Consider the following 13,837-nt stretch of genomic DNA (forward strand, 5'->3'; position numbering starts at 1 on the left):
CCACCCATGACCAATCCGGCCGAGAGCCTCGTCGCCCTGCTCGACCTGGAGCAGATCGAGGTCGACATCTTCCGTGGCCGCAGCCCGCAGGAGTCGCTGCAGCGGGTGTTCGGCGGGCAGGTGGCCGGGCAGGCGCTGGTCGCCGCCGGCCGTACCACGGAGGGCGACCGTCCCGTGCACTCGCTGCACGCGTACTTCCTGCGCCCGGGCCGGCCGGGCGTGCCGATCGTGTACCAGGTCGAACGGGTGCGGGACGGCAGGTCGTTCACCACCCGCCGGGTCACGGCCGTGCAGCAGGGCCGCACGATCTTCAACCTCACCGCCTCCTTCCACAAGCCGGAACAGGGGAGTTTCGAGCATCAGCTGCCGCCGGCCCGGAAGGTCCCGGACCCGGAGTCGCTGCCGACGGTCACCGACGAGATCCGCGAGCACCTGGGCGCGCTCCCCGAGCAGCTGGAGCGGATGGCGCGCCGGCAGCCCTTCGACATCCGCTACGTCGACCGGCTGCGCTGGAGTGCCCAGGAGGTCGAGGGCGCGGAGCCGCGCAGCGCGGTGTGGATGCGCGCGGTCGGCCCGCTCGGCGACGATCCGCTGGTGCACACCTGCGCCCTGACCTACGCCAGTGACATGACCCTCCTCGACGCCGTGCGGATTCCGGTGGAGCCGTTGTGGGGGCCGCGCGGTTTCGACATGGCGTCGCTGGACCACGCCATGTGGTTCCACCGCCCGTTCCGCGCGGACGAGTGGTTCCTGTACGACCAGGAGTCGCCCATCGCCACGGGCGGACGGGGTCTGGCCCGCGGACGGATCTACGACCGGGAGGGCCGGATGCTGGTGTCCGTCGTGCAGGAGGGGTTGTTCCGGGCGCTGTAGGTCACCGGTTCGCGCGGCACCGGCGGGCGGGCCGACCGCCCCGGAGGGGTCTGCGGGGCGGTCCGGCCGTACCGGGTGCCATGCGGTGGTCCGGTCCGGGACCGCGAAGGCGGGGGCCGGGGCGGGGGGTGCGGGGCCCGACCGGCCCCGCTTCCCGTGCCTCGTGGATCAGTCGGGCCAGTTCCGACCGCAGCCGGGCGATCTCGTCCGGGTCCCGGGCCGTCATGAGGTTCTCCGCGATGCGGGAGGCAGGTGATCCGGGGGTGCCGTGGGACGGCGGCGGCACGAGATGCTCCGTCAGCCGGGACCTGTCCCGGGAGTCCGTCACGAGCTGTGCCACGTGGGCCGGCGGGAGGAGCGACGCCACGGCGCCGGCGCGGGCCCACGGCCCGTCGGCCCGGCGGAGCAGCAGCCCCAGGTGCCGGGCGCGCCAGTTGCGGGGACGCAGGTCGAGGCCGGTGTCGAGCTGGCCCCGGAGGGTTTCGGGCAGGCGTCCTGTCAGCAGCGGCGCGTTGCCGTCGTCGGACGCGAACAGTGTCAGTTCCCGGGCCGGGTAGAGCCAGGCCACGGCGCGGTACCGGTCGGACCGGAACGCCACGGGCACCAGCAGGCCGAGGCGCGCCAGCCGGGTGAACCGGATCTTCGACACCCCCATGAGGGCCGCCCCCTCGGCGGCGCCCGGGGCCGGCGCGGTCCGGTGCCGGCCGCCGCCGGCGTCGGCGGGCGCGCCATCGGGCTCGGCGCCGGTGGCTTCGGGCGTGCGGGTGTGCTGTCCGGGCATGTTCGTCTCCCCCGCGGAGTGCGTGACGGCGGGCGCAGACTGCGCCCGCCCGGAAAAACCGTATCCGGTCCGTCACGCTCCGTGGCGAGCCTGTGGAAAACCTCCGTGCCCGCCGAGGAACCCGCAGGTCAGAGGTCTGTTCCGGGGTTCAGCCGGCGGGCGTCCACGTCCAGGTGCTCGCCGACCCTGTTGACCAGCAGCGTCATCTCGTACCCGATCTGGCCGATGTCGGCCTCGGCGCCGCTGAGCACGCACAGACAGCTACCGCTCCCGGCGGCGGTCACGAAGAGCACCGCGTCGTCGAACTCGACCATCGTCTGGCGCACCCCGCCCGCGCCGAAGTGCCGCCCCGATCCCTTGGCGAGGCTGTGCAGTCCGGACGACACGGCGGCGAGGTGCTCCGCGTCCTCACGGCGCAGTCCCGTGCTCGCGCCCGTGACCAGCCCGTCGTTGGACAGGACCAGCGCGTGCCGCACGTGTGCGACGCGTTGGGTCAGCTCGTCCAGCAGCCAGTCGAGTCCCTGGTTCTGCGCCATGTCGTGAATCTCCCCCTGCTCTTCCCCGTGGTCTTCCCCGCGTACCGTGCCCTCCGTCAGGAGGGTCCCCGCGCCAGCCTTCCCCACGACCGGGCCCCGGGCAAGCAGGATGGACGCCATGGCGCACAAGATGACCGAGGAAGAGTGGCGGGAGTTCGTCTCCCGCGGAACCCGCACCGCGAAACTGTCCACCGTCCGGGCCGACGGCAGCCCGCACGTGGCGCCGGTCTGGTTCCTGCTCGACGGGAACGACGTGGTGTTCAACACCGGGGAGCGCACCGTGAAGGGACGCAACCTGGCCCGTGACGGGCGCGTCGCCCTCTGTGTGGACGACGACCGGCCGCCGTTCGGCTTCGTGGTGCTGCAGGGCCGGGCACGGCTCTCGCAGGACCCCGGGGAGCTGCGGCACTGGGCCACCCGGATCGGCGCGCGGTACATGGGCGAGGACCGGGCCGAGGAGTTCGGGGCGCGCAATGCCGTGCCCGGCGAGCTCCTCGTCCGGGTCACCGTCGAGAAGGTGGTGGCCGAAGCGGACCTCGCGGGCTGACATCCGGGCGTACGGCGGTGTCGTGCGCCCGGGTGGGGGATCATGCGGAGCATGAGCGAGGACCACACCCATGTCCAGGAGTTCTTCACCGCGCGTGCCGCCGGCTGGGACCGTCGCTTCCCCGACGACGGCCCGGCCTACGCGGCCGCGGTGACCGCGCTCGGTCTGCGGCCGGGCGGCCGGGTGCTCGACGCGGGCTGCGGTACCGGGCGTGCCCTGCCTCCTCTGCGGGCGGCCGTGGGACCGTCGGGCGTGGTCCTCGGCGCGGACCTGACCCCGGCCATGCTGGAGGCGGCGGCGCGGGCCGGGCGGGACCGCGACGGCGTGCTGCTGCTGGCCGACGTCGCCGCCCTGCCGCTGCGCGGCGCCTCGCTCGACGCGGTGTTCGCGGCCGGGCTGATCGCGCACCTGCCCGATCCCACCGAGAACCTGCGGGAGCTCGCACGGGTGGTGCGGCCCGGCGGCACGCTGGCGCTGTTCCATCCGGTCGGCCGGGCCGCGCTCGCCGCCCGGCAGGGCCGCACGATCACACCCGGCGACCTCCGGGCGGAGCCGAATCTGCGTGTCCTGCTGACGCGTTCGGGCTGGCGGATGACCTCGTACACCGACGAGGACACCCGCTTCCTGGCACTGGCCGTGCGCGCGGACTGACCGCCCGGCGCGGGCCGGGCGGTCAGTCCGGGTGCCGTACCGGGCAACCACGCAGTCCCGGTACGGGACTGGTGCCGAGGTCCGCCGGCCGGTAGCCGTCGGGGTAGCTCCGGATCTCCCGGTTCTGCCGGGCGAAGTGCGGGGCGCTGCGGGGCGGCAGCAGCCGGACCGCGCGGCCCCTCAGCCGAACCGCGCGGCGCACCCACGCGCGCGTGGCCGCACTCGGCGGGGTGTAGCGGAAGGCGCGCAGCAGCGGCTCGTCGAGCAGGGCGAGCGTGGCCGTGCGCAGCGCGGGGGCGAGCGGGCGCGGGTACCAGGAGGCCATGAGGTCGAGGGTGGCGTCCGAGACCCGCCGTGCGTCCTCGTCCCAGCCGAAGTGGGCTTCCTCGTAGGCGTCCAGGCAGCTCTCGAACTCCTCGTAGGAGCCGGGGATGTCACTGATGCCCATGTGGCGGCCCAGGGTCCGGTAGTGGACGGCACTCGCCACGATCTCGTGCCGCGACAGCCGGCGCCATCCATAGCTGTCGATCCAGCGCCGGGGCATCACCACGAACGTGCAGAGCACGTAGCGCATGTCGTCGTCGGCGATGTCGTAGGCGTGGTGCATCTGGTTGATGCGGCGGATCGCGGTCCTGGCCCGGGGGTCGGCGAATCCGTGCTCCACGACGGCGTCCAGCAGGAGCGCGGTGTCGTCGTAGCGTTTCTGGGAGCGGTCGGTGAGCTCTCCCGTCGCGGCGAGCAGCCGGCCGATCCGGGGCACGGCGTAGGTGCGGTAGAGGGCCAGTTCGAGGGCCCGGGTGTGGTCCCAGGGGAACTCGTAGGCCGAGCTGAGCCGGTAGATCTCCGTGGCCTCCCGGTAGGGGTCCATCCGCCGGATCCGTTCCAGCCGTTCGAAGCGCCGCACCGTGCCGCCCCCTTCTGCCGTCGGAGCCCCAACTCTACGTTGCGCAGCAGGAGATGCACGTTCGGTGAGGGCGACGGAGCGGGGGAAGGGTGGACCGCATGTGGGAAAGGGCCCGTGGGATCGGCAGCGGGACTCGCGCGGGAGCGGAACCGGTCCCCGGGGCGGTCACGCGGACGCTGCCGGGCCTCCCGGCCGCCTGACCCGCCCGCCGGCGCGTGGCCGATTCGCCCCCGTCCGGCCGGGAATCCGCAGCTCCGGGCGTGGCTGCGGGGGTCGTGACAAGGGGCTCGGCGTCGGCATATGGTGCGCGCCGACGGAACGAAGCGATGGGGAGGCTGGGATGGCCGGGACGGACGAGGAAGCCGTCGCCGCCGCGGACGATGCGCTCTACGTGCTGACGGCGGCGTTGCTGACGCCGGCGAAGTTTCCGAGCGTGCTGGGCGACGACTATCCGGAGGCGTGCGCGGCGCTCGGCCTTCCGCCGGTCGCGGACGGCTACGGGCTGGTGCTCGGCCAGGACGGCGCGGGCGCCCGGTGGACCGTGGTCGTCGACGACGTCTCGCTGGTCGCCGTCGCGATCGCGTCGTGGGACTGCGGCATGGAGCACGACCTGTCCCCGGACGAGCGCACGGTCGTCACCGCGCTGCCCGGCTGGCCCCTCGCGGTCGCCGTGGCGGCGCCGGACGTGCCCGCGCCGCACGATCCCGGCCCCGACGTCGTGGACGGTCCCGCGCTGACCCCGCCGGACGCCGAGGTGTGGGGTCCGGCGCAGCGCCGGCTGGGCGCGGACGAGATCGCGCTCCAGTGGGCGACCTGGCGGGAACAGGTCGACGACACGGCGTTCCCGGTGGCGGGGGCGGCCGGTGGCCCGGGCGGCTCCGCGGAGGGTGCGGGGCGGGACGGGGAGGGCGCGCCGGGCGGGGAACCGGCCGCGCAGCCGCCGGGCGGTCACCGCGGGATCCGGCGGGTGCTGGCCGAGGCGCGTGCCTACGTCGACTCGCCGCCGCCGCTCGGCCGGGTCCGCTCGTCCTTCGCTCCCGGCGGTGCCCGCACCCTGCGCGCCGACGGGCCCGGATGGTCGCTGGTGGCCCGGACGGACGACATCGCGTTCGTGCTGCTCGACGACGAGCCCGGCGAGGTTCTCCCGGTGGGCCGCGGGCCGGAGCTGCCGGGTCTGCTCGAGGCGCTCGACCAGATGGCCGTACGCCCACTCTGAGCAGGCGCGGCCATCGGCGGGGGCAGGCATGGTGGACGTCAGCGTGTACTGCGGCCCCCATGTGCGGGGCGTGGTCCCGAGGGACGCCGGCCCGTCGACGAGGGCGAGGCCGGGCCTCGGCGCGGGGCACGTCCGTGACCGCCACACCGCTGACCGCTGATCGCTGACCGTCCCCTCCGGAGGCCGTCGTGCGCCCCTCCCGTCGCGTTCCGCAGCTCACTGCCGCCCTGACCGCGGCGGCCCTGGCCGCGACCGCCTTCGCCGCCCCGGCTGCGGCCGGGACGGCCGGGGACGGGCCCTGTGCGAGCCGGGGTCCGGTGACCGTGCCCGGCGCCGCCCGTCAGCGCAGTGTGTGTCTGGCCGATCTGACCACCGCGGGCCTGGCCGGCACCCCGTACACCGACATGGCCGATCAGGCGGGCATCACCGCGGCGGCCACCCGTTCGCCGTCCGGTGTCCCCGGCAGGCAGATCGACGGCTACTTCCCCGACTCCTCCCGCTTCAACGACACGCACGGCTGGGCGCACGACGCGCAGTTCGTGATCCGCCTGCCCGACCGGTGGAACGGCGGGCTGGTGGTCACCGGCGCCCCCGGCAACCGCAGGCAGTACGCGACCGACAAGGCGATCTCCGACCAGGTACTGGCGCGCGGCTACGCCTACGCGGCGACCGACAAGGGCAACAGCGGCGTCGACTTCCACCTCGACGGCGACCGGCCCGGCGACGCGGTCGCCGAGTGGAACACGCGGACCACTCAGCTCACCCGGGCCGCACGACACGCCGTGGCGCAGCACTACGGGCACGCCCCGCGCCGCACGTACATCACGGGTGTCTCCAACGGCGGCTATCTGACGCGCTGGCAGCTGGAGAACCACCCGGAGCTGTACGACGGCGGAGTGGACTGGGAGGGCACCCTCTGGGCCGCCCGGGGCCGTCAGCCGCTGACCGCCCTGCCGGTGGCGGTGGGCTGGGCGCTCGGCAGGGCCACCGACGAGGACATGTACGCGGCGGGCTTCGCCCGCGGATCCGAGTTCCTGTGGCCGTACCACGCGAAGGTCCATTGGGGCGTCACGCAGAAGATCTACCGCGCCGAGTTCGACCCCGCCTACGATCCGGACTGCCCCGGGCCCTCCGCGGGGTCGACACCGGAACAGGTCCTCGCGCCGTGCCCCTCCGACGCCTCCTACGACTACGCCTCGCGGCCCGCCTCCGTGCACCGTGCCGTGGGCCGGGTGGCGCTCACCGGCCGGATCGGCCGCCCCCTGATCACGCTGCACGGCGATCTGGACGCGCTGCTGCCCAAGGCCGTCGGCTCGGACGTGTACGACGGCATGGTCGAGGCGCACGGGCTGGGACGGCTGCACCGCTCCTACACGGTGCGCGGCGGCACGCACGTCGACGGCCTGTACGACAGCCATCCGGACCGGCTGCGGCCGATTCTGCCCTGCTACCGCTCGGCGTTCGACGCGCTGGTCGCCTGGGTGGAGCGCGGAGTCGCGCCGCCCGCGGACCGGACCGTGGAGCGGCCCGCGGACGGCGACGTGGTCGATTCCTGCGCGCTGGACCCCGCCGGGGCGGCGGCGTGACAGCGCCTCAGCGGCCCAGCTCCTTGCGCGACACGCGGCGCAGCCTGCGCCGCTGAGCGGGGTCGAGGGCGAGATAGGCGGCGGCCGGAACTCCCAGGACTATCAGGAGCGCGGCCCACCAGGGCAGCCAGATGAGCAGGATGAGCCCGGCCGCCACACCTCCCGCGGCGATCTTGGCGTTGTTCGACATGGATGTCGCCTCCTTCGCGGCCACTGCCGCTCTCTGTCGTGAAAACGGGCCCGCCCCGCCGGCGGTTCCGGACCGCGACCCTGAGACGCCCCTGAGGTGCGACCCCTAAGGTGTGTCCGCGCCCGTGGGGCCCTTCGGCGGAAGGCCACGACGCGCCTCCATGGTGACCCGGATCACAGGACATTCCTACCCGGTCGCCGCCATTCCCGCGGTACCCTCGGCCGCTCCGGCTTCACTAGTCAAGTTTGAGGACTTCCGACATCGCTGCGTCGACGACTCTCCCCGCACTCTCCTCCGTCTCTTCCGCCTCTTCCGTCTTCTCCACCTCCTCCGCCTCCTCCGTCTCTCCCGCGCTCACCCACTGCCCTGCCGTCTTCGTGCCCGGTGACCCCGCCCGCACGGGCCGGATCGCGTTCTGGCGGCCCGACGGCGAGGCCCCGCCGTCCGCCGGCCCGGTGCCGACCGAGGACCTGACCGTCGTCGTGCCGGCGGATGACGGGGTCGAGACGGTGCGCGTCCCGGCCGTGGTGCTGCCCGTGGGGGCCGCTCTGCCCGTCCTGGCGCGGGCGCGGACCGACGCCGAGAGCCACCGGGCCGCCCGCTTCTGGGGCGCCGCCGCCCTGCACGCCCTGCGACTGGTGGCGCGCGGCCTGCTGCTGCCCGGCCTCTCCCCCGCCGACCACGACGCCTGGCGCGTGGGCCCGCTGGACGCCGCGGACGTCGACGCGGTCCGCCGGCTCGCCGCCGCGATGCCCCCCGAGGCGCATGCCGTGCCGCTGGACGGCGGCGCGGCCCCGAGGCTGCCCGACCCCGAACAGGTGCTGCGCGCCTTCCTCGACGCCGTCGCCGACACGCTCCCCCGGTCCCCCGCCGCCCGCCTGGTGAGCGGTACCGCGGCCTTCGCGGTGCCGGAGCCGCAGCGGCTGCCCGGGCTGCGGGCCTGGGCCGCCGACGTCGCCGCGGGCCACGACGCGGGCGTACGGCTGTCGCTGCGGATCGAGGTGCGCGGGCTGACCGACCCGGCCGACGACGTGTCCGCGGGTGCACCGGACGCCCTCTCCGACGACGCGTGCGACACGGCGGGCGTGTCGTTCCGCGCCGTCCTGCAGATGCACGGGGTGAGCGATCCCGCCCTGGTCGCGGACGCCGCCGACGTCTGGTCCGGGCGCGCGGACGCGGCCTTCGGCCCCGCCGCCCGGGTGGACGCCCTGCTCGCGCTGCGCCGCGCGGCCCGTGCCTGGGCCCCGCTGGCGCCCCTGCTGTCGGCGAGCGTGCCGGACGCGGTCGACCTGGCGGAGGAGGAGATCGCCGAACTCCTCGGCGAGGGCGGCCGGGCGCTGGCCGGTTCGGGTGTCGACGTGCACTGGCCCAGGGAACTCGTCCGCGAGCTCACCACCCGCGCCGAGATCGGTCCCCGCGACGACGACCGGCCGGGGCCCGCCGGGGCCGGACCCACGGCGGGACCGTCCTCCCTGTCCGCCGACCGGCTGCTCGCCTTCGACTGGTTCTTCGCCGTCGGCGACCGGCGTCTCACCCGCGAGGAACTGGACCGGCTGGCCGAGCAGAACCGCCCCCTGGTGCGGCTGCGCGACCAGTGGGTCCTCGTCGACCCCCGGGAACTCGCCCGGGCCCGCGCCCGCCGGAGCGCCGGGATCACCCCGGTCGACGCGCTCGGCGCCGCGCTCACGGGCTCCGTGGACGTCGACGGCGGCCGGGTCGAGGTACTGCCCACCGGGTGGCTGGCGGCCCTGCGGGACCGGCTGGCGGACCCCGAGGCCCAGGAGCCGGTCCCCCAGCCCGCCGCCCTGGCCGCCACCCTGCGGGACTACCAGCGGCGCGGGCTGAACTGGCTGGCCCGCATGACCTCCCTGGGCCTGGGCTGCTGCCTCGCCGACGACATGGGCCTGGGCAAGACGATCACGCTCATCGCGCTACACCTGCACCGCCGGACCGACCCCGCGTCGGCGGGCCCCACCCTCGTGGTCTGCCCGACCTCGCTGATGGGCAACTGGCAGCGGGAGATCGAACGGTTCGCGCCGGGCACCCCGGTGCGCCGCTTCCACGGGGCCCGGCGGTCGCTGGACGGACTCGCCGACGACGAGGTCGTCCTCACCACGTACGGCACGATGCGGCTGGACACCGCCCGGCTGGCCGGGGTGCCGTGGGGCCTGGTGGTCGCCGACGAGGCCCAGCACGTGAAGAACCCCTACTCGTCGACGGCCCGGCAACTGCGCTCCATCGGCGCGGGCGCGCGCGTGGCACTCACCGGTACGCCGGTGGAGAACAACCTGTCGGAGCTGTGGGCGATCCTCGACTGGACGACGCCCGGACTGCTGGGCCGGCTCGGCACGTTCCGGACGCGGTACGCGGACGCCGTCGAGGGCGGACAGGACCCCGCCGCCGCGGAACGGCTGGCCCGGCTGGTGCGGCCGTTCCTGCTGCGCCGCCGCAAGTCGGACCCGGGGATCGCGCCCGAGCTGCCGCCGAAGACGGAGACCGACCACGCCGTGTCGCTCACCCAGGAGCAGACGGCGCTGTACGAGGCCGTGGTGCGGGAGGCGCTGGCCGAGATCTCGGGCGCCGACAGCATGGCGCGTCGCGGGATGATCGTGAAGCTGCTGACCGGCCTGAAGCAGATCTGCAACCACCCGGCGCAGTTCCTCAAGGAGGAGCGGCCGGTGGTCGCCGGGCGCTCGGGGAAGCTGGAGCTGTTGGACGAACTCCTCGACACGGCGCTCTCCGAGCGGGCGGCCGTCCTGGTGTTCACGCAGTACGTGGGGATGGCCCGGCTGCTGGAGCGGCATCTGGCCGCGCGGGGTGTGGCGACGCAGTTCCTGCACGGCGGCACGCCGGTCGCCGAACGCGAGGCCATGGTGCGCCGCTTCCAGGAGGGCGCCGTGCCGGTGTTCCTGCTGTCGCTGAAGGCGGCGGGCACCGGGCTGAACCTGACCCGTGCGGAGCATGTCGTGCACTACGACCGCTGGTGGAACCCGGCGGTCGAGGCGCAGGCGACGGACCGTGCGTACCGCATCGGCCAGACCCGGCCGGTGCAGGTCCACCGGATCGTCGCCGAGGGCACCATCGAGGACCGCATCGCCGAGCTGCTGGTGCGCAAGCGGGAGCTGGCTGACGCGGTGCTCGGCTCCGGCGAGACGGCGCTCACCGAACTGACGGACGCCGAGCTGGCGGACCTGGTCGAACTGCGGGGGGACCTCCGATGAACGCCTACGACGACGGGGCAGACGTGGAGCGCACCTTCGCGGCGCTGCCGCCCGCGCAGGGCCGGGGGTTCGCGCGGACCTGGTGGGGCCGGACCTGGCTGACGGCGCTGGAGGGCACGGCACTGGACACCCAGCAGCTCAAGTCCGGCCGCAGGCTCGCCCGTGCGGGTGCGGTCGGCGCGGTGTCGGTGCGTCCCGGCCGCATCACGGCGGTCGTCCAGGACCGGGACCGCACGCCGCACCGGGCCGACGTCCTGTTGCAGGAGCTGTCCGGGGAGCAGTGGGACCGGTTCCTGGACATGACGGCGGAGCGAGCCGGTCATGTCGCGGCGCTCCTGGACCGGGAGATGCCCACGCACCTGGTCGAGGACGCCGAGCTGGCCGGCGTCGAACTGCTGCCGGGCCTGGGCGATCTGGAACCGGAGTGCGGCTGCGGGGCCTGGGACCACTGCGCTCACACGGCGGCGCTGTGCTACCAGGTGGCCCGGCTGCTGGACCAGGACCCGTTCGTCCTGCTGCTGATGCGGGGACGGGACGAACGCGCCCTGCTGGAGGCGCTCCACGCGCGCGGCGACGCGTCCGCCGGGCGGAGCGCGAGCGGCGCGGAGGGTGTGGACGCGGCCGAGGCCTACGCGGCCGGAGACATCCTGCCGTCGCTTCCCGGGCTGCCCGTACTGCCGCCGGAACCCGGGACTCCGCCGTCGCTCGACACCGAGACCGGGCCCGCGGCGGGGATCGACGCGTCCGCGCTCGGACACCTCGCCGCCCGGACCGCCGTGCGGGCCCACCTGCTCCTCGCGGAGGCGCTGCGGGACGGGCCGGGAGAGCGTGCCGCGGAGCCGGAGCCGTCGGTGGCCCGGGACGCGGTGCGGCTCGCCGCCGGTGAGCCCCCACGGGCGGTGGCGGACCGGCTCGCCGAGGGGTCGGGGCGCGGCCGGGAGGGGCTGGCCGTGGCGGTACGGGCCTGGCGGCACGGGGGCGGGGCGGCGCTGGCCGTGCTGGACGAGGAGTGGACGGTGCGGGGCGACAGCCTGGCGCGGGCGCGTGCCGCGCTGGAATCGGCCTGGGAGGCGGACGAACGGCCGGCGCTCAGGTCCCGGGCCAACCACTGGACGGTCGTCGACGCCCCCGTGCAGCTGCGTCTGGGCCGCGACGGCCGCTGGTGGCCGTACCGGAAGGAGCGCGGCCGCTGGGTCCCGGCGGGTGGCCCCGCCCAGGACCCGGCGACCGCACTGGCCACGGCGGAGGGCGCAGGCGCGGAGTGATCGCCGGCCGCCCTCCCGGTCAGGGCAGCCGGACGTCCCCGAGGGACGGCAGCAGCGACTCCAGCCCGCTGGGCAGATCGCTGGGCAGCTGGGTCGGGAAACCCGACGGCAGCTCGGTGGGGAGGCCGGAGGGCAGCTCGGTGGGGAAGCCCGAGGGCAGCTCGGTGGGGAGGCCGGAGGGCAGCTCGGTGGGGAAACCCGACGGCAGCTCGGTGGGGAGGCCGCCGGTGGCCGTGCTGCTCTCGCCGGGGTCCTTGTCCGGCGAGTCGCCGTCGTCCGAGGCCAGGAGGACGACGAGGGAGACGGCCACGGCGCCCGCGATCACGGCGAGCAGGATCAGCAGCAGCCGGCGTCCGCCGGGACCCCGTCCGGGGCCGCCGCCGGGGTCCCCGGGCGGTGGGGGCGGAGGCGCGCCCCCGTACGAGGGCGGACCGAAGCCGCCGCCCGGGGGCGGCGTGTCGTCCGGCGGACCGGGCGGCTGCTGAGGCGGTACGGGTGGCGTGGCCATACCCCCCATGGTCGCCGCGGAGGCGGTGCCCGCGCGAGGGCGCCGCGTGCAAGCGGGTGCGCGGTCGCGGCTCCGGGCCCCGGGCACGGCGCGCCCGCGCGGGGAGCGGCTGCGGCCGAGCGGTGTGCCGGCGGCGGGACGCCGCACGCACGCGCGTGTCCGTGCCTCCGGCAGACCTCCCGGCCCTCGCCTGCGCGGCGACCGTGTCGCCCTCCCCGGGCGCGCGGACGCTCCCGGGCGCACCCGTCCCGTGCGCGTCCCGCCGGCCGGGGCCGGGGCGGTGCGCACGGGACGGGGGGAGGGGTCAGCCGCGGGCGCCCAGGAGGTGGTCCATCGCCAGCTGGTCGAGGCGCTCGAAGGCCATGCCCCGGGCGGCGGCCGCGTCCGGGTCGAAGTCCTCGAAGGCGGACCGGTCGCCGAGCAGGCCCTGGAGGCCGTCGGCCGCCGTGGGCTGCGCCAGCTCGTCCAGCCGGGCCGCGCGCAGCGCCTCCTGGACCTCCGGGTCCGCGCGGAAGGCCGCCGCGCGCTCCTTGAGGATCAGGTAGTTGCGCATGCAGCCGGCCGCCGAGGCCCACACGCCGTCGAAGTCCTCGGTCCGCGGCGGCTTGAAGTCGAAGTGCCGCGGGCCCTCGTAACCGGCCGTCTCCAGCAGGTCCACCAGCCAGAACGCGGCCCGCAGGTCGCCCGCGCCGAAGCGGAGGTCCTGGTCGTACTTGATGCCGGACTGGCCGTTGAGGTCGATGTGGAAGAGCTTGCCCGCCCACAGGGCCTGCGCGATGCCGTGCGGGAAGTTCAGCCCGGCCATCTGCTCGTGGCCGACCTCCGGGTTGACGCCGTACAGCTCCGGCCGTTCGAGGCGCTCGATGAACGCCAGGGCGTGGCCGATCGTGGGCAGCAGGATGTCGCCGCGCGGCTCGTTCGGCTTGGGCTCGATGGCGAAGCGGATGTCGTAGCCCTGGGAGGTGACGTACTCGCCGAGCAGGTCGAAGGCCTCCTTCATCCGGTCGAGGGCGACGCGGACGTCCTTGGCGGCACCGGACTCGGCACCCTCACGGCCGCCCCACGCGACGTAGGTCTGCGCGCCGAGCTCGACCGCGAGGTCGATGTTGCGGATCGTCTTGCGCAGCGCGTACCGGCGCACGTCACGGTCGTTGGCGGTGAAGCCGCCGTCCTTGAACACCGGGTGGGTGAACAGGTTGGTGGTGGCCATCGGCACCTTCATGCCGGTGTCGTCCAGCGCCTGCCGGAACCGCTTGACGTGCTCCTCGCGCTCGCTGTCGCCGGAGCCGAAGGGGATGAGGTCGTCGTCGTGGAAGGTCACGCCGTGGGCGCCCAGCTCGGCCAGGCGCCGGACCGACTCCGCCGGGTCGAGGGCCCCGCGCGTGGCGTCTCCGAAGGGGTCCCGTCCCTGCCAGCCGACGGTCCACAGTCCGAAGGTGAACTTGTCCTCGGGGGTGGGCTGGTAGTTCATGCCGCGGCTCCTCGCTCGCTGAGACTATTTCGTCATGGCGGTTTACAAATTAGTATGCAGGAACATTTCTGGGAAGAGACACACCCCG

General features: G+C 75.0%; 13 protein-coding genes. 7 read left to right on the plus strand and 6 right to left on the minus strand.

Going from position 1 to position 13,837, the window contains the following annotated elements:
• The first annotated feature begins 6 nt into the window (after nt 1–6).
• Nucleotides 7–873 carry an acyl-CoA thioesterase gene (locus tag IE118_RS17990; RefSeq protein WP_189558951.1) on the plus strand — a complete coding sequence of 289 codons (867 nt, stop codon included), beginning with the start codon at nt 7–9 and terminating at the stop codon, nt 871–873.
• Nucleotide 874: 1 nt separating this feature from the next.
• Here IE118_RS17990 and IE118_RS17995 read toward each other — a convergent pair whose 3' ends face one another.
• Both IE118_RS17995 and IE118_RS18000 read right to left on the minus strand, forming a co-directional pair.
• Nucleotides 875–1,654 carry a DUF6397 family protein gene (locus IE118_RS17995; RefSeq protein WP_189558952.1) on the minus strand — a complete coding sequence of 260 codons (780 nt, stop codon included), beginning with the start codon at nt 1,652–1,654 and terminating at the stop codon, nt 875–877.
• A 128-nt stretch (nt 1,655–1,782) separates the two neighbouring features.
• Nucleotides 1,783–2,190, minus strand: a complete 408-nt coding sequence (locus IE118_RS18000; RefSeq protein WP_189558953.1) for a roadblock/LC7 domain-containing protein — start codon at nt 2,188–2,190, stop codon at nt 1,783–1,785.
• 118 nt (nt 2,191–2,308) lie between these two features.
• On the opposite strand from IE118_RS18000, the gene IE118_RS18005 reads away from it, so the two are divergent.
• Together IE118_RS18005 and IE118_RS18010 are read left to right on the plus strand one after the other, a co-directional pair.
• Nucleotides 2,309–2,737 carry a PPOX class F420-dependent oxidoreductase gene (locus tag IE118_RS18005; protein WP_189558954.1) on the plus strand — a complete coding sequence of 143 codons (429 nt, stop codon included), beginning with the start codon at nt 2,309–2,311 and terminating at the stop codon, nt 2,735–2,737.
• Between the two features lie 51 nt (nt 2,738–2,788).
• Nucleotides 2,789–3,388, plus strand: a complete 600-nt coding sequence (locus tag IE118_RS18010) for a class I SAM-dependent methyltransferase (protein ID WP_189558955.1) — start codon at nt 2,789–2,791, stop codon at nt 3,386–3,388.
• Between the two features lie 22 nt (nt 3,389–3,410).
• On the opposite strand, the gene IE118_RS18015 is transcribed toward IE118_RS18010, so the two are convergent.
• Nucleotides 3,411–4,292: an oxygenase MpaB family protein gene (locus IE118_RS18015; RefSeq protein WP_189558956.1), complete on the minus strand. Its 882-nt coding sequence runs from the start codon at nt 4,290–4,292 to the stop codon at nt 3,411–3,413.
• A 340-nt stretch (nt 4,293–4,632) separates the two neighbouring features.
• Between IE118_RS18015 and IE118_RS18020 the strand changes: the two genes are divergently transcribed.
• Nucleotides 4,633–5,508 (plus strand): hypothetical protein, encoded by an 876-nt coding sequence (locus IE118_RS18020; protein WP_189558957.1) that lies wholly within the window; start codon nt 4,633–4,635, stop codon nt 5,506–5,508.
• A gap of 188 nt (nt 5,509–5,696) precedes the next feature.
• Nucleotides 5,697–7,094, plus strand: coding sequence for a tannase/feruloyl esterase family alpha/beta hydrolase (locus tag IE118_RS18025; RefSeq protein ID WP_189558958.1), 1,398 nt, complete (start codon nt 5,697–5,699; stop codon nt 7,092–7,094).
• A 7-nt stretch (nt 7,095–7,101) separates the two neighbouring features.
• Here the strand turns inward: IE118_RS18025 and IE118_RS18030 are convergent, their stop codons facing one another.
• Nucleotides 7,102–7,284, minus strand: coding sequence for a tail-anchor membrane protein (locus IE118_RS18030; RefSeq protein WP_149550413.1), 183 nt, complete (start codon nt 7,282–7,284; stop codon nt 7,102–7,104).
• 377 nt (nt 7,285–7,661) lie between these two features.
• Between IE118_RS18030 and IE118_RS18035 the strand changes: the two genes are divergently transcribed.
• Together IE118_RS18035 and IE118_RS18040 are read left to right on the plus strand one after the other, a co-directional pair.
• Nucleotides 7,662–10,505 (plus strand): SCO1167/SCO6262 family helicase, encoded by a 2,844-nt coding sequence (locus IE118_RS18035; RefSeq protein ID WP_189559117.1) that lies wholly within the window; start codon nt 7,662–7,664, stop codon nt 10,503–10,505.
• The gene (locus IE118_RS18040; RefSeq protein ID WP_189558959.1) at nt 10,502–11,770 is read left to right on the plus strand and encodes an SWIM zinc finger family protein; all 1,269 of its coding nucleotides are present in this window, start codon (nt 10,502–10,504) and stop codon (nt 11,768–11,770) included. Before IE118_RS18035 ends, IE118_RS18040 begins: the two co-directional genes overlap by 4 nt.
• Before the next feature lie 19 nt (nt 11,771–11,789).
• Here the strand turns inward: IE118_RS18040 and IE118_RS18045 are convergent, their stop codons facing one another.
• Both IE118_RS18045 and xylA read right to left on the minus strand, forming a co-directional pair.
• Nucleotides 11,790–12,278: a hypothetical protein gene (locus IE118_RS18045; protein WP_229846846.1), complete on the minus strand. Its 489-nt coding sequence runs from the start codon at nt 12,276–12,278 to the stop codon at nt 11,790–11,792.
• Nucleotides 12,279–12,582: 304 nt separating this feature from the next.
• Nucleotides 12,583–13,749, minus strand: a complete 1,167-nt coding sequence (gene xylA, locus IE118_RS18050) for a xylose isomerase (protein WP_189558960.1) — start codon at nt 13,747–13,749, stop codon at nt 12,583–12,585.
• Nucleotides 13,750–13,837 lie beyond the last annotated feature (88 nt).

This window comes from Streptomyces pilosus, from assembly GCF_014649835.1.
Taxonomy (GTDB): Bacteria; Actinomycetota; Actinomycetes; order Streptomycetales; family Streptomycetaceae; genus Streptomyces; species Streptomyces pilosus.